Source organism: Pseudomonas sp. CCI1.1 (genome assembly GCF_034348165.1).
Taxonomy (GTDB): domain Bacteria; phylum Pseudomonadota; class Gammaproteobacteria; order Pseudomonadales; family Pseudomonadaceae; genus Aquipseudomonas; species Aquipseudomonas paracarnis.
On record NZ_CP133780.1, the window covers coordinates 716,110 to 739,874 of the forward strand.

At 60.7% G+C, this 23,765-nt stretch carries 22 protein-coding genes and 1 pseudogene; 9 read left to right on the top strand and 14 right to left on the bottom strand.

The genetic code is table 11. From position 1 onward, the window contains the following. Positions 1-82: 82 nt before the first annotated feature. Positions 83-955 carry a LysR family transcriptional regulator gene (locus tag RHM69_RS03125; RefSeq protein WP_014718657.1) on the top strand — a complete coding sequence of 291 codons (873 nt, stop codon included), beginning with the start codon at positions 83-85 and terminating at the stop codon, positions 953-955. Positions 956-1,108: 153 nt separating this feature from the next. Here the strand turns inward: RHM69_RS03125 and yghX are convergent, their stop codons facing one another. The 3 genes from yghX to RHM69_RS03140 are packed head-to-tail and all read right to left on the bottom strand — an operon-like array spanning position 1,109 to position 3,476. Further along, positions 1,109-1,996 (bottom strand): YghX family hydrolase, encoded by an 888-nt coding sequence (yghX, locus tag RHM69_RS03130; protein ID WP_014718656.1) that lies wholly within the window; start codon positions 1,994-1,996, stop codon positions 1,109-1,111. A 44-nt stretch (positions 1,997-2,040) separates the two neighbouring features. Continuing rightward, positions 2,041-2,535, bottom strand: a complete 495-nt coding sequence (locus RHM69_RS03135) for a PaaI family thioesterase (RefSeq protein WP_014718655.1) — start codon at positions 2,533-2,535, stop codon at positions 2,041-2,043. 50 nt (positions 2,536-2,585) lie between these two features. Continuing rightward, complete coding sequence (locus RHM69_RS03140) at positions 2,586-3,476, bottom strand: DMT family transporter (RefSeq protein WP_003190848.1); 891 nt, start codon at positions 3,474-3,476, stop codon at positions 2,586-2,588. Between the two features lie 89 nt (positions 3,477-3,565). On the opposite strand from RHM69_RS03140, the gene RHM69_RS03145 reads away from it, so the two are divergent. Continuing rightward, the gene (locus tag RHM69_RS03145; protein ID WP_014718654.1) at positions 3,566-4,891 is read left to right on the top strand and encodes a PLP-dependent aminotransferase family protein; all 1,326 of its coding nucleotides are present in this window, start codon (positions 3,566-3,568) and stop codon (positions 4,889-4,891) included. Between the two features lie 7 nt (positions 4,892-4,898). On the opposite strand, the gene RHM69_RS03150 is transcribed toward RHM69_RS03145, so the two are convergent. Next, positions 4,899-5,330: a nuclear transport factor 2 family protein gene (locus RHM69_RS03150; protein ID WP_014718653.1), complete on the bottom strand. Its 432-nt coding sequence runs from the start codon at positions 5,328-5,330 to the stop codon at positions 4,899-4,901. A 154-nt stretch (positions 5,331-5,484) separates the two neighbouring features. Between RHM69_RS03150 and RHM69_RS03155 the strand changes: the two genes are divergently transcribed. Then, complete coding sequence (locus RHM69_RS03155) at positions 5,485-5,718, top strand: DUF6434 domain-containing protein (protein ID WP_014718652.1); 234 nt, start codon at positions 5,485-5,487, stop codon at positions 5,716-5,718. A 129-nt stretch (positions 5,719-5,847) separates the two neighbouring features. On the opposite strand, the gene RHM69_RS03160 is transcribed toward RHM69_RS03155, so the two are convergent. Further along, positions 5,848-7,557 carry an amidase gene (locus RHM69_RS03160; protein ID WP_038450326.1) on the bottom strand — a complete coding sequence of 570 codons (1,710 nt, stop codon included), beginning with the start codon at positions 7,555-7,557 and terminating at the stop codon, positions 5,848-5,850. 191 nt (positions 7,558-7,748) lie between these two features. Between RHM69_RS03160 and RHM69_RS03165 the strand changes: the two genes are divergently transcribed. Beyond that, positions 7,749-8,063, top strand: a complete 315-nt coding sequence (locus tag RHM69_RS03165; protein ID WP_014718650.1) for a DUF2834 domain-containing protein — start codon at positions 7,749-7,751, stop codon at positions 8,061-8,063. Between the two features lie 497 nt (positions 8,064-8,560). On the opposite strand, the gene RHM69_RS03170 is transcribed toward RHM69_RS03165, so the two are convergent. Next, entirely contained in the window at positions 8,561-9,772 is a 1,212-nt protein-coding gene (locus RHM69_RS03170; RefSeq protein ID WP_032872382.1) for an MFS transporter, read from the bottom strand. 102 nt (positions 9,773-9,874) lie between these two features. Between RHM69_RS03170 and RHM69_RS03175 the strand changes: the two genes are divergently transcribed. Further along, positions 9,875-10,696: an AraC family transcriptional regulator gene (locus RHM69_RS03175; protein ID WP_014718649.1), complete on the top strand. Its 822-nt coding sequence runs from the start codon at positions 9,875-9,877 to the stop codon at positions 10,694-10,696. Here the strand turns inward: RHM69_RS03175 and RHM69_RS03180 are convergent. Next, entirely contained in the window at positions 10,689-11,879 is a 1,191-nt protein-coding gene (locus RHM69_RS03180) for an MFS transporter (protein WP_200601147.1), read from the bottom strand. The two genes, RHM69_RS03175 and RHM69_RS03180, sit on opposite strands and share 8 nt — an antisense overlap. After that, positions 11,876-12,898 (bottom strand): alpha/beta hydrolase, encoded by a 1,023-nt coding sequence (locus RHM69_RS03185; RefSeq protein WP_200601149.1) that lies wholly within the window; start codon positions 12,896-12,898, stop codon positions 11,876-11,878. The genes RHM69_RS03180 and RHM69_RS03185 overlap by 4 nt, the downstream gene beginning before the upstream one ends. A gap of 163 nt (positions 12,899-13,061) precedes the next feature. Here RHM69_RS03185 and RHM69_RS03190 point away from each other — a divergent pair. Next, positions 13,062-13,984, top strand: a pseudogene (locus RHM69_RS03190) (AraC family transcriptional regulator). On the opposite strand, the gene RHM69_RS03195 reads toward RHM69_RS03190, so the two are convergent. From RHM69_RS03195 to RHM69_RS31015, 4 genes are all read right to left on the bottom strand, one after another. Next, positions 13,959-14,465 (bottom strand): GAF domain-containing protein, encoded by a 507-nt coding sequence (locus RHM69_RS03195; protein ID WP_020302594.1) that lies wholly within the window; start codon positions 14,463-14,465, stop codon positions 13,959-13,961. The pseudogene RHM69_RS03190 and the gene RHM69_RS03195 sit on opposite strands and share 26 nt — an antisense overlap. 53 nt (positions 14,466-14,518) lie before the next feature. Next, on the bottom strand, positions 14,519-16,021 hold the full coding sequence (gene proP / locus RHM69_RS03200) for a glycine betaine/L-proline transporter ProP (protein ID WP_014718644.1): 1,503 nt from the start codon (positions 16,019-16,021) through the stop codon (positions 14,519-14,521). 759 nt (positions 16,022-16,780) lie between these two features. Next, on the bottom strand, positions 16,781-17,617 hold the full coding sequence (locus tag RHM69_RS03205) for an IS3 family transposase (protein WP_069868358.1): 837 nt from the start codon (positions 17,615-17,617) through the stop codon (positions 16,781-16,783). Then, entirely contained in the window at positions 17,614-17,916 is a 303-nt protein-coding gene (locus RHM69_RS31015; protein WP_014717988.1) for a transposase, read from the bottom strand. Before RHM69_RS31015 ends, RHM69_RS03205 begins: the two co-directional genes overlap by 4 nt. Positions 17,917-18,671: 755 nt before the next feature. Here RHM69_RS31015 and RHM69_RS03210 point away from each other — a divergent pair. The 3 genes from RHM69_RS03210 (at position 18,672) to RHM69_RS03220 (ending at position 21,904) form a co-directional block, all read left to right on the top strand. Beyond that, positions 18,672-19,613: an IS110 family transposase gene (locus tag RHM69_RS03210; RefSeq protein ID WP_172832683.1), complete on the top strand. Its 942-nt coding sequence runs from the start codon at positions 18,672-18,674 to the stop codon at positions 19,611-19,613. A gap of 213 nt (positions 19,614-19,826) precedes the next feature. Further along, on the top strand, positions 19,827-20,357 hold the full coding sequence (locus RHM69_RS03215) for a GNAT family N-acetyltransferase (RefSeq protein ID WP_014718643.1): 531 nt from the start codon (positions 19,827-19,829) through the stop codon (positions 20,355-20,357). Between the two features lie 143 nt (positions 20,358-20,500). Continuing rightward, positions 20,501-21,904, top strand: a complete 1,404-nt coding sequence (locus tag RHM69_RS03220; RefSeq protein WP_019817168.1) for an MFS transporter — start codon at positions 20,501-20,503, stop codon at positions 21,902-21,904. Here the strand turns inward: RHM69_RS03220 and RHM69_RS03225 are convergent. Together RHM69_RS03225 and RHM69_RS03230 are read right to left on the bottom strand one after the other, a co-directional pair. Continuing rightward, positions 21,891-22,736, bottom strand: a complete 846-nt coding sequence (locus RHM69_RS03225) for an alpha/beta fold hydrolase (protein ID WP_200601178.1) — start codon at positions 22,734-22,736, stop codon at positions 21,891-21,893. The two genes, RHM69_RS03220 and RHM69_RS03225, sit on opposite strands and share 14 nt — an antisense overlap. Next, entirely contained in the window at positions 22,733-23,716 is a 984-nt protein-coding gene (locus RHM69_RS03230; RefSeq protein ID WP_200601177.1) for a DMT family transporter, read from the bottom strand. The genes RHM69_RS03225 and RHM69_RS03230 overlap by 4 nt, the downstream gene beginning before the upstream one ends. Between the last annotated feature and the right edge of the window lie 49 nt (positions 23,717-23,765).

The window sequence follows — 23,765 nt, forward strand, 5'->3', positions numbered from 1 at the left end:
GCGTGGCAAATGTAGGTGGATTTCCCGACGTGGGCAAACGATGATATCTCGCACCAGCCATTAGAAAAATTTGGGTCATGTCATGCTGCGTTCCCACCTGCCGCTCAATGCCTTGCGCGCCTTCGAAGCGTCGGCGCGCCATTTGAGCTTTACCCGTGCGGCCATTGAGCTGTGCGTGACCCAAGCGGCAGTCAGTCATCAGGTCAAAAGTCTCGAAGCGCAACTCAACGTCACGCTGTTCAAGCGCCTGCCTCGGGGCTTGATGCTCACCAGCGAAGGCGAATCCCTGCTGCCCGTGCTGCGTGACGCCTTCGACCGTATCGCCCTGACCTTGGATCAGTTTGAAGGCGGCCATTACCGTGAAGTCCTGACGGTGGGGGCGGTCGGTACCTTTGCGGTGGGCTGGTTGCTGCCACGCCTGGCGGATTTTCATAGCCGCTACCCGTTGATCGACTTGCGCTTGTCCACCCACAACAACCGCGTGGATGTCGCCGCCGAGGGCCTGGATTATGCCATCCGCTTTGGCGCCGGCGCGTGGCACGGCACCGATGCGTGCCCTTTGCTTGAGGCACCGTTGACGGTGTTGTGCGTGCCGCAGATTGCCGAACAACTGCGCAGCCCGGCTGACGTGTTGAAGCATACCTTGCTGCGTTCCTACCGTGCCGATGAGTGGAACCTGTGGTTCCAGGCCGCCGGTTTGCCCAGCGATACCCGGGTGCCGCGCAGCGTGGTGTTCGACTCCTCGCTGGCAATGATGGAGGCCGCGCTGCAAGGTGCCGGCGTGGCACTGGCGCCAGCTCGTATGTTTTCGCGGCAATTGGAGAACGATGTGATCCGCCAGCCGTTCGAGATGGGGATCACCACCGGCAGCTATTGGTTGACGCGCTTGCAGTCGCGGGCTGAGACACCCGCGATGGTGGCGTTCAAAGGGTGGTTACAGGCGAGTGTTGCCTGAGCTGACGCCGATCAGTCTAGCGAACGCAATGCCCAAAGCAATGAAGATCAAAGGTGGCAGCTGGCTTGCCTGCGAAAGCGGTTGTGCAGTCACAGGTGCAGCGACTGACACACTGCCTTCGCGGGCAAGCCCGCTCCCACCGTCAGCGCTTGGCTAGGCGAGGTATTGGCGGAACCATCCCAGGGTGCGTTCCCAGGCAAGGTTTGCCGCTGCTTCGTCATAGCGCGGTGTCGAATCATTATGGAAACCGTGATTGGCGCCCTTGTAGATAAACGCCTCATACCTCGTCCCCGCGGCCTTCAATGCCTGTTCATACGCCGGCCAGCCTTCATTGATGCGCGTATCCAGTTCACCGAAATGCAACATGATCGGCGCCTTGATGCGCGGTACGTCCTTGGCGTCGGGTTGGCGCCCGTAGAAAGACACTGCCGCGCCCAGTTCCGGGTAGGCCACCGCCGCTGCATTGGTCACGCCACCGCCATAACAGAACCCGGTGATGCCGACTTTGCCCGTGCTGCTGTCGTGGTGCATCAGCCATTCGATGGCGGCGAAGAAGTCGTTCATCAGTTTGGTCGGGTCGACGGTCTGTTGCAGTGCCACGCCTTTTTCATCATTGCCAGGGTAGCCGCCCACCGAGGTCAGGCCGTCCGGGGCCAAGGCGATAAAGCCGGCCTTGGCCAGGCGTCGGGCGACGTCTTCGATATAAGGGTTCAGGCCCCGGTTTTCATGCACCACCACCACGGCTGGCAGTTTGCCTGCGGCCTTGGCTGGGCGTACCAAGTAGCCGCGCACGGTGCCGTTGCCTTTGGGCGAGGGGTAGGTGATGTAGTCGGCGACGATATCCGGGTCGGTGAATTTCACCTGTTCGGCCAGGGCGTAATTGGGGCTCAGGGCCGCGAGCAATGCCGAAGCGGTGAGGCCTCCGAGGGTGAACAGCGCGGCGCGGTCGAGAAATTCGCGGCGGTTGATCTTGCCGTGGGCATAGCCGTCGTAGAGTTCCAGCAGTTCGGGAGCAAAGTCTTTCGCGGTCAGACGAGTCATCGGTGCAGTCCTCGATTAGCGGTTGCCGTCACTGTAGACCAGGATCAAACCTCGCGGCCATGGGCAGCGGCGGCCAGTTGCCCGGTGTCGACGCGCACGAACACCGAGTCGCCGACGGCGGTGAGCACGCTGCCTGCATACACTTCGCAGACCACACGGCTTTTGCGGCCGATTTCGCCTTCGACCCGAGCCCGCAGGACTAGGGGCACCCCCATGGGCGTGGGTTTGATGAATTTGATCCCCAGATTACCGGTGACGCAGTCGATGCGCGGCAGGCTGCCGGGTTCACGCTGTTCGACGCGGTAGTGGTAGGCCATGGCGGTCCAGTTGGAATGGCAGTCCACCAGCATGGCGATCAGCCCACCGTAAACCAGATCCGGCCAGCCGCTGTATTTGGCCTCGGGTTGGTGCTCGGCAATGACGTGCACGCCATCGTCATCCCAGCGGCTCTTGATGTGCAGGCCATGTGGGTTGCTGCTGCCGCAGCCGTAACAGATGCCGTCCGGCGCCGTGGTGTCCTGGAGAGAAGCGCTGTGCATGCAGAGTCCTTGTTGTTGTTTGGCGACGCTTCTATTTAGCAGGCCAGGGGTCAGCGAGCAAACTTCTTCGCCCCGGCCACGCAGCCGATCACCGCCACCGTCACCAGCACCATGCCCAGGCTGACCTGTTCATGCAGCAAACCCGCCGCCAGCGCCAGGCCGAAGAACGGTTGCAGCAACTGCAACTGGCCAACCGCGGCAATCCCGCCTTGGGCCAGGCCGCGGTACCAGAATACAAAGCCGATCAACATGCTGAACAACGCCACATAGCCCAGGCTCAGCCATGCCGGCAAGCTGATACCGCTGAGGGTGGACGGCGCCAACAACAGGCTCAAGGGCGCCACCACCGGCAGCGACACCACCAGCGCCCAGCAGATCACCTGCCAGCCGCCCAGGTTGCGCGACAGCTTGGCGCCTTCGGCATACCCCAGGCCGCATGCCAGCACGGCCAACAGCATCAACACATCGCCCGCGGGTGCGGCGCTCAAGCCTTGAGCAATGGCATATCCCATCACCAACAGGCTGCCCAGGACCGAAAACAACCAGAACACCGGCCTCGGCCGTTCACCGCCGCGCAGCACACCGAACACCGCCGTAGCCAGTGGCAGCAGGCCGATAAAGACGATGGAGTGGGCCGAGGTCACGTACTGCAGGGCCAGGGCCGTCAGCAGTGGAAAGCCGATCACCACGCCAAGCGCGACGATAACCAGTGGTGCCCATTGCTGGCGTGTGGGGCGTTTTTCCTTGAATACCCCCAATAGGCACAACCCCAATAGTGCCGCGAGGGTGGCGCGGATCATGGTCAGGAACACCGGATCGAATTCCATCACCGCCAGGCGCGTGGCTGGCAGCGAGCCGCTGAAAATCACCACGCCGATAAAACCGTTGATCCAACCCTGGGTGCTGCTGTCCAGAGTGCCGAGAGGAGAAGTGCGTTCCATGGGGGACCTGTCCGAAAATGGCAGTTGCGTGCTGGGCATCCTAGGATTGAAGATTAAGACAATCAAAAAATTGTCATGGATACAACCCTATGCCCCGTGCTCGCTACAAGACGCTGGTCGATACCTTCGCCGAGGCCATCCGCAGCGGCCAATTGCAGCCCGGCACGCGGTTGCCTACCCATCGGCAATTGGCCGCCGAGCATGGCCTGGCACTGGTCACCGCCAGCCGGGTGTACAGCGAGTTGGAAGCCATGGGCCTGGTCAGCGGCGAAACCGGGCGCGGCACCTTCGTGCGTGAAATCGCGTTGCCGCCAGGGCAGGGCAGCGGGCAGATGACGGTTACGGCGGGTGTGCTCGATCTGAATTTCAACTACCCGTCCTTGCCGGGCCAGGCCGAGCTGTTGCGCACGGCGTTGCGCCAGCTCGCCCTGTCTGGTGATCTGGAGGCGTTGCTGCGCTACCAGCCCCATGCCGGGCGTGTGCACGAGCGCGCCGCCGTGGCCCGGCACTTGTTGAACCGCGGGCTGACGGTGCCAGCCGAGCAAGTGCTGGTGGTCAGCGGCGCCCAGCATGGCCTCGCCGTAAGCATGATGACCTTGCTCAAGCCTGGGGATGTGGTCGCGGTGGATGCATTGACCTATTCGGGGTTCAAGGTACTGGCCGAAACCCTGCATCTGGAACTGGTCGCCATCCCAGTCACCGCCAGCGGCCCGGACCTGGACCACCTGCACAGCCTGTGTCGCCAGCGCCCGGTGCGAGCGGTGTACAGCATGCCGACCCTGCATAACCCGCTGGGCTGGGTGATGAGCCTGGCGCAGCGCGAGCGTTTGGTGGCAATCGCCCGGCAGCACGACCTGATGATCATTGAGGATGGCGCCTATGCGTTTCTCGCCGAAGAAGCACCGCCACCTTTGGCAACTCTTGCACCGGAGCGCACGGTGTACATCGGCGGGTTGTCCAAGAGTGTCGCCACCGGTTTGCGTGTGGGCTTTATCGCTGCGCCTATGGCGTGGGTAAGCGGGTTGGAACGCACGATCATGGCCACTACCTGGAACGTGCCGGGGGTGATGAGCGCGATTGCGGTGGGCTGGCTCGAGGACGGCACGGTGGCGCAACTGGAGGCGCAAAAGCGTGCGGATGCCCAGGCTCGTCAAGCGTTGGCAGCACAGGTGCTGAGGGGCGTGAAGACCATCAGCCACCCGTCATCCTACTTTCTGTGGCTACCGTTGGCGGAAGACGCCCGCGCCGATCAGGTCGCCATGACCTTGCAGCGGGCGGGCATCTCGGTTTCAACCGCCGAACCGTTCGCGGTCTCGGCCCAGGTGCCCCACGCACTGCGCCTGGCCCTGGGTTCGGTGTCGATGGCGGCGTTGCGTGAGGCGCTGGTGAAGGTGCGCAAGGTGGTGGCGTGGTGAGCGATCTTCAGTACTTGTAAGCCTGGCGACCAATCAGCAGCCATTTGCCATGCTGTTTTTGCCAGACCTGGAAGTTATCGATATCGGTTGGTGTGTCCACACCGCTGTTCACTGCCAGGGCGTGGAAGTGGTTGCGCACCAGGGCGGTATCGCCATTGAGGGTGATGGTCTGGTTTTGCATCTCCAGGGTTTTGAACGCGCTGGTATGGGTTTCCAGGTCGGCAATGAATTGCGCCTTGTTCTGCACCTTGCCGCTGGAGTGGCCGTAGGTGAGCTTGTCGGACGTCAGTGCATGAAGCTGCTTGAGGTCCAGGTGCAGCATGGCTTGGGTCAATTGATCGACTGCCTGGGCTACATCCTTCTCGGCTGCGCCGGGCGCGGCGGCGACGTAGCCGCAGAACAGGCACAGAAATCCGATCAGCACTTTGAAGTTGGGCATGGGGGTTTTCCTTATTGTTGTTGGGAAATACGACGAGGTATGTCGTCGTACAACCATGCAATATTCTCAAGGGGGAAGGAAAGTGAAATTTGCAGGAGCTTGAGGTGAGGAGGCGCTAGAGTGTTCATCACCATCCGCGCAGCCGAGGTACATCATGGATTTTGACTGGCACAGCGACGTCATCACCCGTGCTACACCCGTCACCCCTAGCTACAAAAACACCCAGAACGTGCGCCGCTTTATGCTTGAGCAGTGCGGCCCGGCGTTCAAGTTCAACCGTCCATTCATGGCGTGGATTCGTAATGGCGCACCCAAGACCTTGGGGGAAGTGGTGGAGGAGTGGCAGCGTCGCAACGAGGTTCTTCGATCGTCGCACCACGGTGTTTGAACTGAAATATGAATAAAAAGTGTGGGAGCGGGCTTGCTCGCGAATGCGCCGTGTCAGTCACCTGATTTGTTGACTGACACACTTCATTCGCGAGCAAGCCCGCTCCCACACTTTGAGTGAGGAGCCCAGCTAGATAGCCGCCAGCGGTGGCGTACGCGGCGGGATCATCCGTTTGCTGCCGGTGGCTTCGAACGCCGAGGCAAAGCGCAACAGCGCCGAATCGTCATAGGCACGCCCGGCGAAGGTGAGCCCCACCGGCATGCCAATGTCCGCCATCACGCCCATCGGCACGGTGACGGTGGGTACGCCCAGGTGGCGGATGGCGAGGTTGCCGTTGGCGACCCATACGCCGTTGCTCCAGGCGATATCGGCAGACGCTTCGTTCACATCGGCATCGGCCGGTCCTACGTCGGCCACGGTGGGGAACAGCACGGCGTCAAGCCCCAGGGTGTCCATCCAGTCTTCCAGGTCCAGGCGCCGGGTTTGCTCCAGGCCGCGCAGGCCGTCGGGCACGGTGCTGATCTGGTCCCATGGCGTGATGCCGCGTTGGGCCATGCGCACGTATTCGTCCATGCCGGCGGCCAGGTCGTCTTCACGGTTGGGCAGGGTGCCGGGGTCGTGGGGGAAGATGCTCGGCCCGTCCACATCGGCCAGGCGGTTCAGGTGCGGGTCGCCGTTGGCACGCAGGAAATCATCGAAGGCCCATGCAGACAGCTCCCACAGCTCGTCGTGGAGGAACTCTTTAGAGACCAGGCCACGGGTAAACACCGTCGGCGCGCCGGGGCGGTCGCCTTCGCAGTTGGACACCAGCGGGAAATCCACTTCGATCACTTCGGCCCCCGCCGCTTCCAATGCCTGGCGCGCGGCTTGCCACAGTTCAATCACCGTGGCGCGGGTGTGGATCTTTTGCCCGGTCGGGCCGCCGATACCAGGTTTTTCGCTGGTGCCAGCCTCCGGGTCGGCGTTGATGTACATGCGCGGCACGCCAAAGCGCTTGCCGGCCAGGCTTTCGCTGTTGACTGCCAGCGCCGCGTAGGACTCCGGGCGCACCGAGGTGACGCTGGGGATTGGCACCCAGGGTTGCAGGCGCCACAGGTCGCCTCGTGTGTCCGGGTCTTCGGCCACCACGACGTCGAGCACTTCCAGCAGGTCGGCCATGGTGCGCGCATAGGGCACTACCACGTCCATGGTCGGGGTCAGCGGCCAGTTGCCGCGCACCGAAATCACCCCGCGTGAAGGCGTGTAGGCACACAGGCCATTGTTGGAGGCCGGGCCGCGACCGCTGGACCAGGTTTCTTCAGCCAGCCCGAACGCGGCAAAGCTGGCGGCGGTGGCGGTTCCAGCGCCGTTGGAGGAGCCCGACGCAAACGGCGCGGTGAGGTAGTCGGCGTTGTAGGGGCTTTCGGCGCGACCATACACGCCACGTTGCATACCGCCATTGGCCATCGGCGGCATGTTGGTCTTGCCCAGGCAGATGGCGCCGCCGGCCCGCAGGCGTTCAATGGTGAAGGCATCGCGCTGGGCCACCAGCTTGGCAAACGCCGGGCTGCCGGATGCAGCCGTCAACCCCTTGACCAGGTAACTGTCCTTGGCCGTGTAGGGGATACCATCCAGCGGCCCCAGGGTTTGCCCCTTGGCGCGGCGCGCATCGGACGCCTGGGCTTCTTTGAGCGCGTCGGGGTTGCGTACCACCACGGCGTTCAGTGCAGTGGCCGTCTGCGGGCCATCGTAGGCATCGATCCGCGCCAGGTACGCCTGCACCAGTTCAACTGCCGTGGTCTGGCCGGCTTCAAGCGCAGCGCGCAATTGGGCAATGGAGACTTCAGTAACTTGCATCACGTTTTTTTCGCCGCCTTCAAGTGGGGGTATGGCGGCAGTCTACGTACAGATATTTCACAAAACCAGCGCGGCCTACTTCGTGTGGGCGGCGCGCAGGACATCTCGAGAAAGACGTCAGCAGGATTGCGAGCGGCAGTCTCTTGTCGCTAAGGTGGCCGCGTTGATTAACGTTGCACTTCAAGGAAGAGACCATGCAAAAACCTTATATCGCCCTGGCGGCCTTGCTGGGATTCACCGTCTATACCGTGGCGACCATGCTCACGGCCGAGCAGTCACTGTTGGCATTTGGATGGGAACTGATGTCCAGACCCGATACGGCACAGGTGGTGATTGACCTGTATCTGATGGCGGTGCTGGCGTGTGTGTGGATGTACCGGGATGCGCGTGGGCGAGGGCGGTCGATGGCCTCAGTGCTGCCGTATTTTTTACTGACGGCAGTGTTTGTGTCGGTAGGGCCGCTGCTCTATATCGTGGTTAATGGGTTTTCTCGCCGGGCCATGAAGTGAGGCTTGTTGCTCCCGTGACGACCTGCCAGCGACGCTGATCTGACTGACACACGACGATCCAAAGTGTGAGCTGGCTTGCCTGCGATGGCGGCCTGACAGTTGACGCTTCTATACCTGAAGCACCGCGATCCCACTGTGGGAGCGGGCTTGCTCGCGAAGGCGGCCTGGCAGTCAACACAGTTGGATTGTGGACATATCCATAGCAGATCAAGAGCGGCTCGCTTCGCATCGTGGTTACCGTTGAGCGCTACGGAATTGTGTCGATACCTATGGTCATCGCAGGCAAGCCACCCACATCTGGATCGTGGGGGTGTCAGGTAGATAGGCTTCGGCTAGCAGGCCGCCATCGCAGGCAAGTCAGCTCCCACATTTGGATCTAGTGGTGTCAGATAAATATGCGTCGGCTGGCAGGCCGTCACGGGAGCAAGCTCCCTCGCCACAGGTCCCGCGTCGCCCCAAAGTTGTAGATAACTACGGCTATGGGGCGACGTGATCGATCAAACGCCTTTGGTCGACGGCAACAGTACCGTGAGGATGCCCACCAACGGCAGGAACGAGCACAGCTTGTACACGTATTCGATGCCGTGATGGTCAGCGAGCATCCCGAGCAGCGCCGCGCCGATCCCGCTGAAGCCGAACATCAGGCCGAAGAATATCCCGGCGATCATGCCCACATTGCCCGGCACCAGTTCCTGGGCAAACACCACGATGGCCGAGAACGCCGAGGCGATGATAAAGCCGATGACCACGCTGAGTACGGCGGTCCAGAACAGGTCGACGTAGGGCAGGGCCAGGGTGAACGGTGCGGCGCCGAGGATCGAGAACCAGATGACTTTCTTGCGGCCGATCTTGTCGCCGATCGGGCCACCGGCAAAGGTGCCCACGGCCACTGCGCCGAGAAACAGGAACAGGTACATCTGCGAGCTGGCTACCGACAGCTGGAATTTCTCGATCAGGTAGAACGTGAAGTAACTGGTCAGGCTGGTCATGTACCAGTATTTGGAAAACACCAGCACAGCCAATACCACCAGGGCGAAGGTCACGCGGCCTTTGGACAAACCGTGGGTTGCCTGGCTGCCTTGCTTGAGCTTGAACAGGTTGAGGTGGTGGCGGTACCAGCGGCTCAAGCCGTACAGCACCAGGATGGCGAACACCGCAAACAGGCCGAACCAGGCAATGTGGCTTTGGCCGTAGGGAATGATGATCGCCGCCGCCAGCAACGGGCCGAAAGCGCTGCCGGTGTTGCCGCCGACCTGGAAGGTCGATTGCGCCAGGCCGTAGCGCCCACCGGAAGCCAGGCGTGCGACGCGGGAGGTTTCCGGGTGGAAGGTCGATGAGCCCACACCTACCAGCGCTGCCGCGAGCAATATCGCTGGGAAGTTGCCGACAAAGGCCAGCATCAAGATGCCGATCAAGGTGCACACCATGCCCGCCGGCAATAGCCAGGGTTTGGGGTGGCGGTCGGTGTGGTAGCCGATCCACGGTTGCAGCAGGGAGGCGGTCAACTGGAAGGTCAGGGTGATCAGGCCGACCTGGGTAAAGCTCAGGCCGTAGTTGGCCTTGAGCATCGGGTAGATCGACGGCAGTACCGCCTGTATCAAGTCATTGATCAGGTGCGCCAGGGCACAGGCGCCCAGGACGCGCATGACTAAGGGGCTTACTTGCGAGCTGGTCGAAGGTGCGGCGGGTGACGCTGTGACTGTGGACATGCGGGCATTCCGTACAAGGCAACTGACAGGCGTGGAGGCGGGCGGCGGTGATGTGAACCGCCACTCCATCTGGACTCGGCGTTTATGCTAGATTCGGCGCCAATGCCTGTCTCGCGCAATTCGGGCAGAAACCATCGCAAAAAGGGCGAAATGATCAAATCACTGGATAAATTTCTGCGAGAAATCGATGAGGGCGATTGGGCCGTCATCAGCTCGGCCACTGATTACCCCGAAAACTGGGTGATCCCCGAACACAGCCACAACAAGCACCAACTGCTGTACGCCATTGGCGGTGTGATGGTGGTGTACTCGGCCCTGAGGCAATGGACGGTGCCGCCCAATCGTGGCTTCTGGATGCCTTGCGGTCAAGTTCACTCACTGCGTTGCGTGGGTACGCTGAAGATGCGCAGCGTGTTCGTGCGCCCGGACAGCTTCCCCAACTTGCCGGCCGAGCCCAAGACGGTGACGGTTTCGCCGCTGCTGAGTGAACTGATCAAGGCCTCGGTGAGCTTGAAACCGCCGTATGCCGAGGATTCACGCGACGCGCGGATCATGCACCTGATTCTTGACGAACTGGCCATTCTCCCGGCCTTGCCGCTGTCGCTGCCCCAGCCTGCCGACCCGCGCCTGAGCCCGATCTGCCTGGCGTTGCAGGATGAACCGAGTGATGCCTCCACCGTCGCCGACTGGAGTGCGCGGTTGGGATTGGACCAGACCACCATCCAGCGCCTGTTCCGTAAGGAAACCGGCATGACCTTCGGCCAATGGCGCCAGCAGGCGCGGTTGCTGCTGGCGCTGGAGCGCATTGCGGTGGGGGAGAAGATCATTGATGTGGCGTTTGAATTGGGCTACGAAAGCCCCAGCGCTTTTACCAGCATGTTCAAGAAACAGTTTGGCAAAACGCCGAGTCATTTTTTCAAATAGCGTCGCTCGCCATGCGCGCGTGAGCAGGGCGCCGGGATGCCAGGTAAGCCAGCAGTGTGGCGACTACCAGCAAGGCGGCGCTCAACTCGAAGGTGGCCTGATAACCGCTCAAGTCGAATGCCACACCACCGACGGTGGCACCGGCGGCAATCGCCAACTGGATGATGGCGACCATCAACCCCCCGCCGGCCTCAGCGTCGTCGGGCACGGTGCGCGCCAGCCATGTCCACCAGCCAACCGGTGCAGCTGTCGCTACCAGGCCCCAGCAGCCCAACAGCAGAGTGGTGACAATCGCTGAACCGCCGAACCCCACCAGCGCAAGGGCAATGCCGGCCATGATCAACGGAATGGCAATCAGCGTCGGGTACAGGTGACGCTTGAGCAAATGCTCAATCAACGCCGTACCCGCCAGGCCGGCCAGGCCGAGCACCAGCAGCATCAGCGACAGGGTGGACACCTCGACCCGGGTCACGCCTTCCAGGAATGGCCGCAAGTAAGTGAACAGCATGAATTGGCCCATGAAGAACAGGCTGACGGCGCACATGCCCACGGCCACCTTGGAGTTTCTCAGCAGGCGCAGCGCATTGCCGGTGTTCGCTGCGCCGCTGTGCTTGAGCGCAGGCAAGCTCAGCCACAGCCAGGCCAGCGCAATCACGGCCACCGGCACCACGCAAAAAAATGCGCCGCGCCAGCCAATCAGGCCGCCAAGAAAGCTGCCCAGCGGCGCCGCGATCACCGTCGCCAGGGCGTTGCCACCGTTGACGATGGCCAAGGCCCTTGGCACTTGGGCGGGCTCGACCAGGCGCATTGCCGTGGCCGCCGACAGCGACCAGAAACCGCCAATCGCCACCCCAATCAATGCGCGCCCGAACATGAACACCGCGTAATTCGGTGCGAACGCCACCACGCTGCCAGAGACGATCATCAGCAGGGTCAGGGCCATCAGCAGGCGCTTGCGATCCATCCTCGCGGCAACCACCGCGATCACCAGGCTGGTGAGCAAGGCAAACACCCCGGACACGGAAATGCCCTGGCCGGCCTGGCCTTCAGTGATGTGCAAGTCAGCGGCCAGCGGTGTGAGCAGGCTGACCGGCATGAACTCGGAGGCGACCAAGGCAAACGCCGCGAGCGACATCGCCAGCACCGCGCCCCAGCGTTGCGGTTGAGGGATAACGGAACTCACTGCAAGTGGCTCTGGAAGAAGGTGGTGAGCGTGTCAAACGGGATCAGTTCGACGCGGTCGTACAGGTCTACATGGCCGGCGTTGGGGATGACCAGCAATTGCTTGGGCTCGGCGGCGCGTTGGTAGGCGTCTTCACTGAACTCACGGGAGTGCGCGTCGGCCCCGGTAATCAGCAGCAGTGGGCGCGGCGAGATCGTCTCGATATCGTTGAAGGGGTAGAAGTTCATGAACTTGACGTTGCTGGTCAGCGTCGGGCGGGTGGTGGTCTGCGATGAGGCGCCTGCCGGGGTGACTTCGCCGCGCGGGGTGCGGTAGAAGTCGTAGAACTCGTCGCCGACCGGGTCGCCGGTAAGGCTGTGCGGCGTGCCACCGGTGTAGCGGGTCTCGCCGCCCTGGAACTCTACATAGCGCTGGTTGGCGGCCTGGCGCAGGATCTGCTGGCGCTGTTGCAAGGTCATGCCGTGCTTGAGGCCATTGCGGTTGGCCGCGCCCATGTCGTACATGCTGACGGTGGCGATTGCCTTGAGACGCGGATCGATCTTCGCAGCACTGATCACAAAACTGCCGCTGCCACAAATGCCGATGGCACCGATGCGTTCCCGGTCGACCTGTGGGCGAGTGCCGAGAAAGTCCACGGCGGCGCTGAAGTCTTCCACGTAGAGGTCGGGCAACACCGCGTTGCGCGGCGTACCGGCGCTTTGGCCCCAGAACGACAGGTCCAGGGACAGGGTCACGAAACCCTGTTCAGCCATTTTGGTGGCGTAGAGGTTGGCGCTTTGCTCTTTGACGGCGCCCATCGGGTGGCCGACGACCAGGGCTGCGTGCTTTGAGCCTGGGGCCAGGTGTTTGGGCACGAACAGCGTGCCTGCCACCTGCATGCCGTATTGATTGTTGAAGGTGACAGGTTCGGCCGTCACTGTGTCGCTGCTGTAAAAGTTATCCGCACCGTTAGACATATCGGCTCCAAATGAAGAAAGAGAAGTCACCAGCAAACCCAGGGCGAGCAAGAGGCGTTTCATAGGGATGTTCCTTGTGAAGTGTCCGCACATTTTCCGGGTGACGGCAGGGCTTCTGTAGTGCATTTGAGTGGATTACTTGCCTGATCCTCTGAGTTTCAGCGCCAGATGACGACGCCCGTGACTTGCGCGGGTAAAGTGCAATGAAGCATTGAAAGGGTCTGTTATGACGTCCACTCCCACCCCCCTGAACGCGCTGATCCAGTCGATTGGTTCGCGCACCCCGTCGCCCGGCGACTACGCGATGCCGATCCCCGGCCTGGGCTTTTATCGGCGTGAGCAACCCGCTGCGCCGGTGGTGTGCATGGTTGAGCCGTGCATCGTGCTGGTGGCTCAGGGCGAGAAGCAGTTGTGGGTCGGTGGCGAGGGCTACCCCTACGACACGTCCCGGTTCCTGGTGACGTCGCTGGACATCCCGGCCAATTCCGAGGTGCTGGCGGCCAGCCCCGAGCAGCCGTGCCTAGGGCTGACGTTCAAGCTGGACCTGCGCATGCTCGCCGAGCTGATCGCCCAGGGTGGCTTGCCGCCGGTGCGTGAGCGCGCAGTCATGAAGGGCGTGGGGATCGGCACGGTCACCGACGGCATGCTGGCCGCATTCGCGCGCCTGGTGGCGTTGCTGGACGAACCCGAGGCTATCCCGGTCCTCGCGCCATTGATCCAGCGCGAGATTCATTACCGGCTATTGAAAGCGACCAGGCCGGCCGACTGCGCCAGATCTGCTCGGTGGACGGGCAGGGCTATCGAATTGCCAAGGCCATCGACTGGCTGAAGTTGAATTTCGACGGGGCCCTGCGTGTGGAAGAGCTGGCAGCGCGGGTGCAAATGAGCGCGGCGACCTTTCACCATCACTTCCGGCAACTGACCGCGATGAGCCCGCTGCAATACCAGAAATGGCTGCGTCTGAATGAAGCACGACGATTGATGTTGAACGAGCACCAGGATGTCTCCAGTGCCGCGTTCAAAGTCGGGTATGAGAGCCCGTCGCAATTCAGCCGTGAGTACAGCCGGCTGTTCGGGGTGCCGCCCAAGCGTGATATGGCAGCACTGCGGGGCCGGGCGGGTGTCAGTGATCCGCCGGGGTCAGATTAGCGTAGAAGATGCAGCCGATAAGCCGTGCGAACAGGCTCAGGGTTTCCGGCAGGTTCGGGTCGTCGAACAGCATGGCCCGTGAGTCCAGCGCACACAGCGCCCCGAACAGGCGGCCATCGGGCAGAAAGATCGGCGCACCGGCGTAGCTTTCGATGGCGTATTGCTTGACCACCGGGCGTGACGCGAAACGGCCGTTCTGGCTGATCTGGGGGATGAACAGGGTGTGTGGGTTGATGCAGAACTCACTGCACAGGGTGGTTTCAAGGTCAAGTACGTCGTCGACGTTGATGCCCATTTGTAGCGGGTCGTAGGCCGAACACACCACCCATTCCTGGTCGGTGAACTTGGCGATGCCGGCGAATCTCATCCCGGTCAGACGAGTGACCAGCTTGAGGATATTGGTGGTTGCTTCAATTTCGGCAATGGCGGCGCGCTCGTCTGCGCTGAGTAACCTGTGTGCGGCGGTGACGCTTGAAACCATGCTGAACGCTCCAATGGCGTGGTCGCAGGCCGCGACCACGCACAGTCAGGTTATTAGTTGATGCGCGGGTGTTGCTGTACCAGGTTTTCCCGCTTGGTTTGCAGCGCGGCAATCTCGGCATCGATGTCTTCGATTTTCTGCTCGATATTGTCGTGATGCTCCTGCAGCAGCTCCTTGGCTTCTTCCATGTCGGAAGCCGCCGGGGCCGCGCCACGCAGGGGCTTGTTGGCGGTTTCCTTCATGGTCAGGCCCGTGATCAGGCCAACCACCGCAAACACCATCAGGTAATAGGCGGGCATGTACAGGTCGTTGGTGCTCTCCACCAGCCAGGCCACGGCGGTCGGCGTAACACCGGCGATCAGTACCGAGACGTTGAAGGCGCTAGCCAGGGCGCTGTAGCGCAGGTGGGTGGGGAACATTGCCGGCAAGGTCGACGCCATCACACCGATAAAGAAGTTCAGCACCACCGCCAGAATCAACAGACCGCCGAAAATCAGGCCGGTCTTGCCGCTGGTGATCAGCATGAAGGCCGGAATCGACAGGAACAGCAGGCCGATGCTGCCGGCGATGATGAACGGCTTGCGGCCGATCTTGTCGCTGACAAAACCAATGAACGGCTGCACGAACAACATGCCAACCATGATCGCAATGATGATCAGCACGCCGCTGTTTTCGGCATAGTGCAGGTTGTGGGACAGGTAGCTCGGCATGTAGGTGAGCAGCATGTAGTAGGTCACGTTGGTGGCCGCGACGATACCAATGCAGGTCAGCAGGCTGCGCCAGTGCTTGGTGGCGATTTCCTTGAACGAGACTTTAGGGCCGTGGCTCAGGCCTTCGCGGTCACCCTGTTCGAGTTTGTCGACATGCTGTTGAAACGCCGGGGTCTCTTCCAGTGCGTGGCGCAGGTACAGGCCGATGATGCCCAGGGGCAGGGCGAGGAAGAACGGCAAGCGCCAGCCCCAGGCCTCGAATTCTGCTTCACCGAGCACGGTGGAGATCAACACCACCACACCCGCGCCGAGCACGAAACCGGCGATGGAGCCGAAGTCCAGCCAACTGCCAAGGAAACCGCGCTTGCGGTCCGGAGCATATTCAGCCACGAAAATCGACGCGCCGGTGTACTCGCCGCCCACCGAGAAACCCTGGGCCATTTTGCACAGCAGCAACAGGATCGGGGCCCAGATGCCAATGGAGGCATAGCCGGGGATCAAGCCGATGGCGAACGTGCTCAGAGACATGATCACGATGGTGGCGGCCAGGACTTTTTGCCGCCCGTACTTATCGCCCAGTGCGCCGAAGAACAGGCCGCCCAACGGGCGAATCAGGAAAGGTACTGAGAAGGTGGCCAGCGCTGCGATCATCTGCACGCTGGGGGAAGCGTCAGGGAAAAACACCTTGCCCAGCACATAGGCGACAAAGCCATAGACGCCAAAGTCGAACCATTCCATGGCATTGCCAAGTGCGGCGGCGGTGATCGCCTTGCGCATCTTGTTGTCGTCGACAATGGTGATGTCTTTCAATCCGATGGGTTTGACGCGTTTTTTACGTAGTTTCATGCGGGCCACTCAAAAGCTGAACAGGGGAGGTGCCATCGCTACGATGGCACCGCTCTGTCAGTTCAGATACAAGTGGACACGAAATAATTCACCGCTTTGTGTATTTTTTCTCACGGGGGTAAAAATGCCGGGTTCTGGAGGCCGAAGCATGGCTATTGGCAAAACAGATCAAATGTGGGAGCTGGCTTGCCTGCGAAAGCGGTGGTTCAGTCAAAGATTCAGTGACTGACACACCGCCTTCGCGGGCAAGCCCGCTCCCACAGGGGATCTGTGCCAGGCGCAGGTTTTGTGGGTAGTACATGACCCATGTGGGAGCTGGCTTGCCTGCGAAAGCGGTGGTTCAGTCGAAGATTCAGTGACTGGCACTCCGCTTTCGCGGGCAAGCCCGTTCCCACAGGGGATCTGGGCCAGGCGCAGATTTTGTAGGTAGTACATGACCAATGTGGGAGCTGGCTTGCCTGCGAAAGCGGTGGTTCAGTCATAGATTCAGTGACTGACACACCGCCTTCGCGGGCAAGCCCGCTCCCACAGGGGATCTGGGCCAGGCGCAGATTTTGTGGGTAGTACATGACCCATGTGGGAGCTGGCTTGCCTGCGAAAGCGGTGGTTCAGTCAAAGATTCAGTGACTGACACACCGCCTTCGCGAGCAAGCCCGCTCCCACAGGGGATCTGTGCCAGGCGCAGGTTTTGTGGGTAGTACATGACCCATGTGGGAGCTGGCTTGAACTGGTCAAGTAATCTTGGACACCGATTAAGGTTCACGCCGCCAACCTTTCCTTCGCGACCGGCGACCGGTAGTCGTTGTAGCTGTGAGGCCTGCTGATGTTGTAGCGCGAGACATAGCGCTGCACGTCTGCCCGGGCCTCATGTTCCAGTTTGTAGCCCGTTTCAGGAACCCACTCTGATTTCAAACTACCAAAGAAACGCTCCATGGGGGCGTTGTCCCAGCACTCGCCTTTACGGCTCATACTTTGTCTAAATCCGTGTTTCACAAGCTCGTTTCGGAATTTATGACTGGTGTACTGACAACCTTGGTCTGAATGAAACAACACATCCTGGGGGCGGCCGCGTAGCTCAACCGCCATGCGTAGCGCTTCGCAGGTCAGATTGGCATCAGAAATCATCGAGAACGACCAACCCACGATCCTCCGAGCGTACAAATCCAGAACGGCGGCGAAGTACATCCATCGCTTGCCGACCTTGATGTAAGTTACGTCGCCACACCACACCTGGTTAACCGCCGTTACATCAAATTTTCGCTTGAGCACGTGCGGCGCAACCAATGCCTCAACGCCCGGCGACTTGTACTTATGGCGCCTGCGCTGACGACTAGCGATGCCAGCTTCGCGCATCAAACTGCGAGCCATATAACGTCCGATACGATGCCCTTTGGCTTTTAGCTCCTTGGACAAAGTACGTGCGCCGGCCGACTCTCTGGACGCCCTGTGGTGCTTGACCAGCGCGGCTTTGAGCTTGTCCCGTTCAGGATTTGCTCTGCCCTGGCGCTGGCGCCAGGCGTAGAAACTACTACGGTTGATCCCAAACGCCCGGCAACACCTTTTAACGCCGTATTGCTCGTCCAGCTCATCGATCAGCGTGAATGATCTTTGGCGTCCAAAAGCAGGAGAGCACTGGCCTTTTTTAGGATTTCAATGTCCAGGTCTTTCTCCCTGAGTAGGGCTTTGAGCCTCTGGATTTCTCGCTGATCAGCGGTAATCGCCTTGGCCCCTACCGGGGTCGAACCCAGGCGTTCTTTCTGCACTTGATCGACCCAGCGGCGTAGAGCAGTGGGGCCGATATCTAGGCTGGCACAGACCTCAGTAACCGGCTGGCCTTCATCCAGCACCATGCTGGCAGCCTTGAGCTTGAACTCACTCGAATAAGATTTACGCATATCCAAACACCTCAGATTTGGGCGCTATCATAACGCCCGATTGAAGTGTCCAAAATCATTAGGCCAGTTCAGCTTGCCTGCGAAAGCGGTGGTTCAGTCGAAGATTCAGTGACTGGCACTCCGCTTTCGCGGGCAAGCCCGCTCCCACAGGGGATTTGTGTCAGGCGCTGATTCTGTGGGCAATACAGGGCCAATGTGGGAGCTGGCTTGCCTGCGAAAGCGGTGGTTCAGTCAAAGATTCAGTGACTGACACACCGCCTTCGCGAGCAAGCCCGCTCCCACAGGGGATCTGTGCCAGGCGCAGGTTTTGTGGGTAGTACATGACCCATGTGGGAGCTGGCTTGCCTGCGAAAGCGGTGGTTCAGTCAAAGATTCAGTGACTGACACACCGCCTTCGCGAGCAAGCCCGCTCCCACAGGGGATCTGGGCCAGGCGCAGATTTTGTGGGTAGTACATGACCAATGTGGGAGCTGGCTTGCCTGCGAAAGCGGTGGTTCAGTCGAAGATTCAGTAACTGGCACTCCGCTTTCGCGGGCAAGCCCGCTTGTATGCTAGGACTTGAAGGGAGGAGAAGGGACAAAGCCCGATTCTGACTGTTGACGCAGTACAGACCGTGGGAGATTTCGCCCCTCCTCCTTTCACCCAAGCGCCGATAAAGAATGCATCTGGCTATGACCGACGATAGGAACAAGCCTGCGCCTCTGGGTGAGCCCTTCAAGTGCTCAAAACCTTAGCCCGGAGGAAGCCCCATGGCAATGCCAGTTTCTGTCTCAAAGCCAATCGTAGGCGTCGATGTCGCTAAGAATGAACTGGTGATTTATCACGCTGAAGTCGATCTGTTAGAAACAATCCCAAACACCAAAGCCGCTATCAAAAAATGGCTGAAGGCCTTGTCCTGCAAAGTGGCCATCGCAATTGAAGCCACCAATATCTACCACTTGGAGTTTGCTGATCTAGCTCATGAAGCTGGTTGCGTGGTTTACATGGTTGGAGGTTATGAGCTCAAGCATTACCGCGAAAGCGTGAAGATCCGGGCCAAGACCGATGCTTTGGATGCCAAGCTGCTCGTCCGCTATTTGAGAAAGGAGGCAGACGAACTGCGTCCCTGGACACCTCCATCACCGCTGTATCGCCATCTTCTAAGCCTGTTTCGTCGGCGCGCAGCCTTGGTTCAGGCGCGCGTCAGCCTGACGCAAAGCTGGGCGAACGAGCCGCTTCTTAAGGCCTCGTTTGCCGAGCAGGTGAAGTCGATGCAGAGACTGGAAGGGTTAATCGAAAAAATGATCAGTGACTGCCTGAAAGAAGCAGGTTTACTGGGTCAGTTGAAGCGTTGCTTGAAAGTCGAAGGCATCGGTTTTTTGACTGGCGCGCGTTTGATTGCCACCTTCCAACGGGGAGAGTTCAGGAATTCGGACGCGTTTATCGCCTTTCTTGGTATGGATTTGCGCGTCAACAAGTCAGGACAGAAGGATGGTCGTCGTAGTTTAAGTAAGCGCGGCGACTCAGAAGCTCGGCGCCTGCTGCATAACGCAGCGATGGCGGCTAGCCGAACAGAGACATGGAAAGCGTTTTATCAAGCACAGAGGGCGCGAGGCTATAGCACCACACAGGCGCTGGTAATACTGGCCCGCAAGCTTGCTAGGGTGGTGTTCGCTCTGCTGAAAGGGCAAAGCGAATATCAGCCAAAAGTTGGTTGAGGGTTGCCCCTCAACCATAGAATCTCCCACAGGGGATTTGTGCCAGGCGCATAACCGATGTGGGAGTTGTCGAGCCCCGGCGAGGCTACGAAGGCGGCGGTACTGTTGGCAGTTGTGTTGCCTGAACTGTCGCCATCGCGGCCTCGCTAAAGCTCGAGCGCTCCCACAGGGGAATTGTCATTGTTAGTCAGGCAAAGCAGGGAAGTCATTTAAATGCCAAGCAGTCATTCACGCCTTACCTACCGCCAACCACGGGCCGCAGACGTTCAGCGATTGTTCGCGATCTTCGGTGATCCACAGACCAACTTGTTCAATCCTGCCGGCCCGCTGCCCAACCTAAATGCGGCACAACGGCTATTGGATCACTGGCTGGAGCAATGGACCTCCCAGGGCTACGGCTGGTGGGCGATTGCCTGCAAAGAGAGCCCCGAGCACATCATCGGGTTTGGCGGCATTGCGCCACTTAACTACCTGACGCAGCAGCGCATCAACCTTGGCTATCGCCTGGCCGTCGAGGCCTGGGGGCAGGGGTATGCCACTGAACTGGGGCGGGATGCCCTGGCGCTGGCGTTTGACACGCTATCTCTACCGGAAGTCTTCGGGTTAGTGCGACCCGATCATGCTGCGTCGATCCGCGTATTGGAGAAGCTCGGCATGCAACGTTTTGGCCTGCTGGATGATGTACCCGGCCAAGCGCCCAGCCTGGTGCTCAGGGTTTGTCATCCTACAACTGCACAAGCCTGACATTTTCCTATTCCGCGTAAATCCTCGATAAGCGGCAATCTTTGCGATTGACACTGCGTGGGCGTCTCGCTATAAAACCCGCAGTTGTACGACGACATATGACGTTACATATGTCCTACCTAACAAAAATAAAAAGTGATGCCATGAATCTGAACGAGCCCATCAGTGCCCTTCGTGTCGGCCAGGCGGTCGGCAGCTATCGCTGGACGATCTGCGCGATGTTGTTTTTCGCGACCACGGTCAATTACCTCGACCGTCAGGTGCTGAGCCTGTTGGCACCGCAACTGTCGACGCAGTTTGGCTGGAGCAACACCGACTACGCCAACATCGCGGCGGTGTTCCAGTTCGTCTACGCCATTTCCATGCTGTTTGCCGGGCGCTTCGTCGACAGGATCGGCACCAAGGCCGCCTATGTGGTAGCCATTGGTATCTGGTCCACCGGCGCGATCATGCATGCGTTTGCGGTGCCGATGGGCGAGGGTATCGCAGCCGTCAGTGGTGCCATTGGCCTGGCGGTGATCCCGGTGTCGATCGCCGGCTTCATGCTGTCGCGGGCGGTGTTGGCGATTGGCGAAGCGGGTAACTTCCCGATCGCGATCAAGGCCACTGCCGAATATTTCCCCAAGAAAGAACGCTCCCTGGCCACCGGTATCTTCAATTCCGGCGCCAACGTCGGCGCGATCCTGGCGCCGATCTGTGTCCCTCTGATTGCCGGCCTGTGGGGCTGGGAGGCGGCGTTTATGGTCATCGGCATGCTGGGTTTTGTCTGGGTAGCCGTGTGGGCCGCCGTTTACGAAAAACCGGAACAGCAAAAACGCCTGTCACCTGAGGAACTGGCCTACATCCGCAGCGACCAGACCGTACAACCGTTTACCCCGGCACCGACGGGCACCGCAGGAAAGAAAGTCTCCTGGTTCAAACTGTTGACCTACCGCCAGACCTGGGCGTTTGCCTTCGGCAAGTTCATGACTGACGGCGTGTGGTGGTTTTTCCTGTTCTGGCTGCCCACCTACCTGTCTGCCCAATACGGCATGAAAGGCGCCGATATCGTGATGCCGCTGGCGGTGCTGTACAGCATGACCATGGTCGGCAGTATTGGCGGCGGCTGGTTCCCCAGCTACTTCATGGCGCGCGGCGATGCCCCCTATGACGGGCGCATGAAAGCCATGCTGGTGATTGCGCTGTTCCCGCTGGTGGTGTTGCTGGCGCAGCCGTTGGGTTACCTCAGCTTCTGGGTGCCGGTGTTGCTGATCGGTGTGGGCGCTTCGGCACACCAGGCGTGGTCATGCAACATTTTCACCACCGTGTCCGACATGTTCCCGCAGAAAACCGTGGCTTCGGTGGTCGGCATTGGCGGCATGGCCGGTGGCCTGGGCGGCGTGCTCATGACCAAGATCGGCGGCTGGGTGTTCGACTATTACAAGTCCATCAACGACATCCATACCGGCTACATGATCATGTTTGCCATATGCGCCCTGGCTTACCTGGTGGCCTGGAGCGTGATGAAGACGCTGGTGCCGCGCCACAAGGAAATCACTGATCTGTGACGCTAGCTAGAAAGGTCATCAAGGCAGCGACGATGACCTCGGGCGCGTCCTCTTGCACCAGATGCCCCGCACGCGGGACGCGCAGGTAGCGTGCACCTAATCTACCTGCGAGCGCGTCGCCCTGTGCCACGTTGATCCATTGGTCTTCTTCGCCCCAGAGCAGTTGCACCGGGCAACGCAGCTCGGCGAGCCGCTCTTCAATCTGGTCGGTATAGCGCTGGTCCATCTGTGCAATCTGGCGATAGAAGGCGGGCTGGCCTACCTCGCCTGTCCAGGGCGTGACATAGGCGTGCAGCACCTCGGCAGGCAGCGGCGTGAAGGCGGCGCCCTGTAGATAGGCACGCACAATCGCCTCATGGATATAGGCCGGCGCGTCGCTGAAGGCCTGTTCATGGCGGCGCACATGCTGCACCAGCGGCGAACCCCAGGGCGCCATGGCGACGGGGTCGATCAAGGTCAGGCTGGCATAGTCGCAGCCATCAAGCAGATGCGTGCGCAGGGCCGTGGCGCCGCCAAAATCTTGGGCGAGCACATGGGGGCGTTCCAGGCCCCAATGGTGTAGCAGGGCGGCGAGCAACAGGTTTTGCACGCCCAGAGACACGTCCTGGCCCGGCGCCTGTTCAGACTGGCCATAGCCAAGCAGGTCGTAATAGAACACGCGGTACTGCTGGGTAAACAAGGGCGCGATACGCCGCCACACATGGGAAGAGAACGGCGTGCCATGCACCATCACCAGCGCCGGCCCCTGGGTACCCAGCTGGCCCCAGCGCACAGTTTGATTGCGAAAGTCAAAGGTGTGGGGCAGTGCCAGTGCGTCGTTTGAATGGGTCATGGTTGAATCTCCCCGAAGGTCTGATGGGTTGTGGCGGGTTTTGCCTGCGCCAGGAGGGTACGAACCGCCATGACCACACCGACGAGCACGGCAGCCAGGCCCACGGCTTCCATTGGCGTCGGCCAGCGCCGGTGAAAGCCTAGACCGAGCAGGCTGGCGAAGAGTGATTCCAGGGCAATCAATTGGCCACTCAGTACCATGGGCAGGCGCCGCGTTGCCGCGTTCCAGGCCCAGGCGCCGACCACCGTGGACATCACCGCGATGCCCAGGCTCCAGGCATACAGCGGCCATGCCTGGTTCCAGCCCGCGCCAAGGGTCGGCAACCGGAACAAGCCCAGCGTGTATAGCCACGGCAGCAGGCACAGCGCCGCGCCGCCTGCGCCTACCAGCATCAAGGCGGTCCACAGGCCGGTTGCGCGGGCAGGCAGGCGTGCCAGTTGCTGTTGATTGATGACGCTGAACCCCAGCCACAAGGCCACTGCGCCCAAGGAGAAACACAACCCCGCCAGCCAGGAACCGGTGCCGGAGGCGGGCAGGTGGAGGCTGCTGACTGTCGCCAGCAACAGCCCCACAGTGAGGCAGGACAACGGCATCACCAACTGGCGCCATTGCAGGGTCTTGTGACTGGCGTTGCCTATCAACGCCAGTAGCACCGGGACCATGCCGACAAACGCTGGCGTCAGCACCGGGCCGCCGAACATCACGCCGCCAGCAATGCACACGCCATAACCGAGGCAACCCAGTGCGCCCAGTGCTGCCGCCAGTACGCACTGGCCGGTGCTGAGTACACTCAATTGCGCCCTGCACACCATGATCCAGACGAGACCCAGCCCACCGGCCATCAGAAACCGTACGGCCATCAAGTCGTAGAGGCTGTAGACCCCGGTGACGTAGGGCGCAATGAAGTTCAGCGCCCAGCCCAGGGTGGCGACAACGGCCAATATCACACCGGTAAAGAGTGAGGCGCGGGCGGTGGTCATCAGGCTGCTCCATGAAGTGAGGGAGTCATGGTGCCCAGCGCGGCGGGTG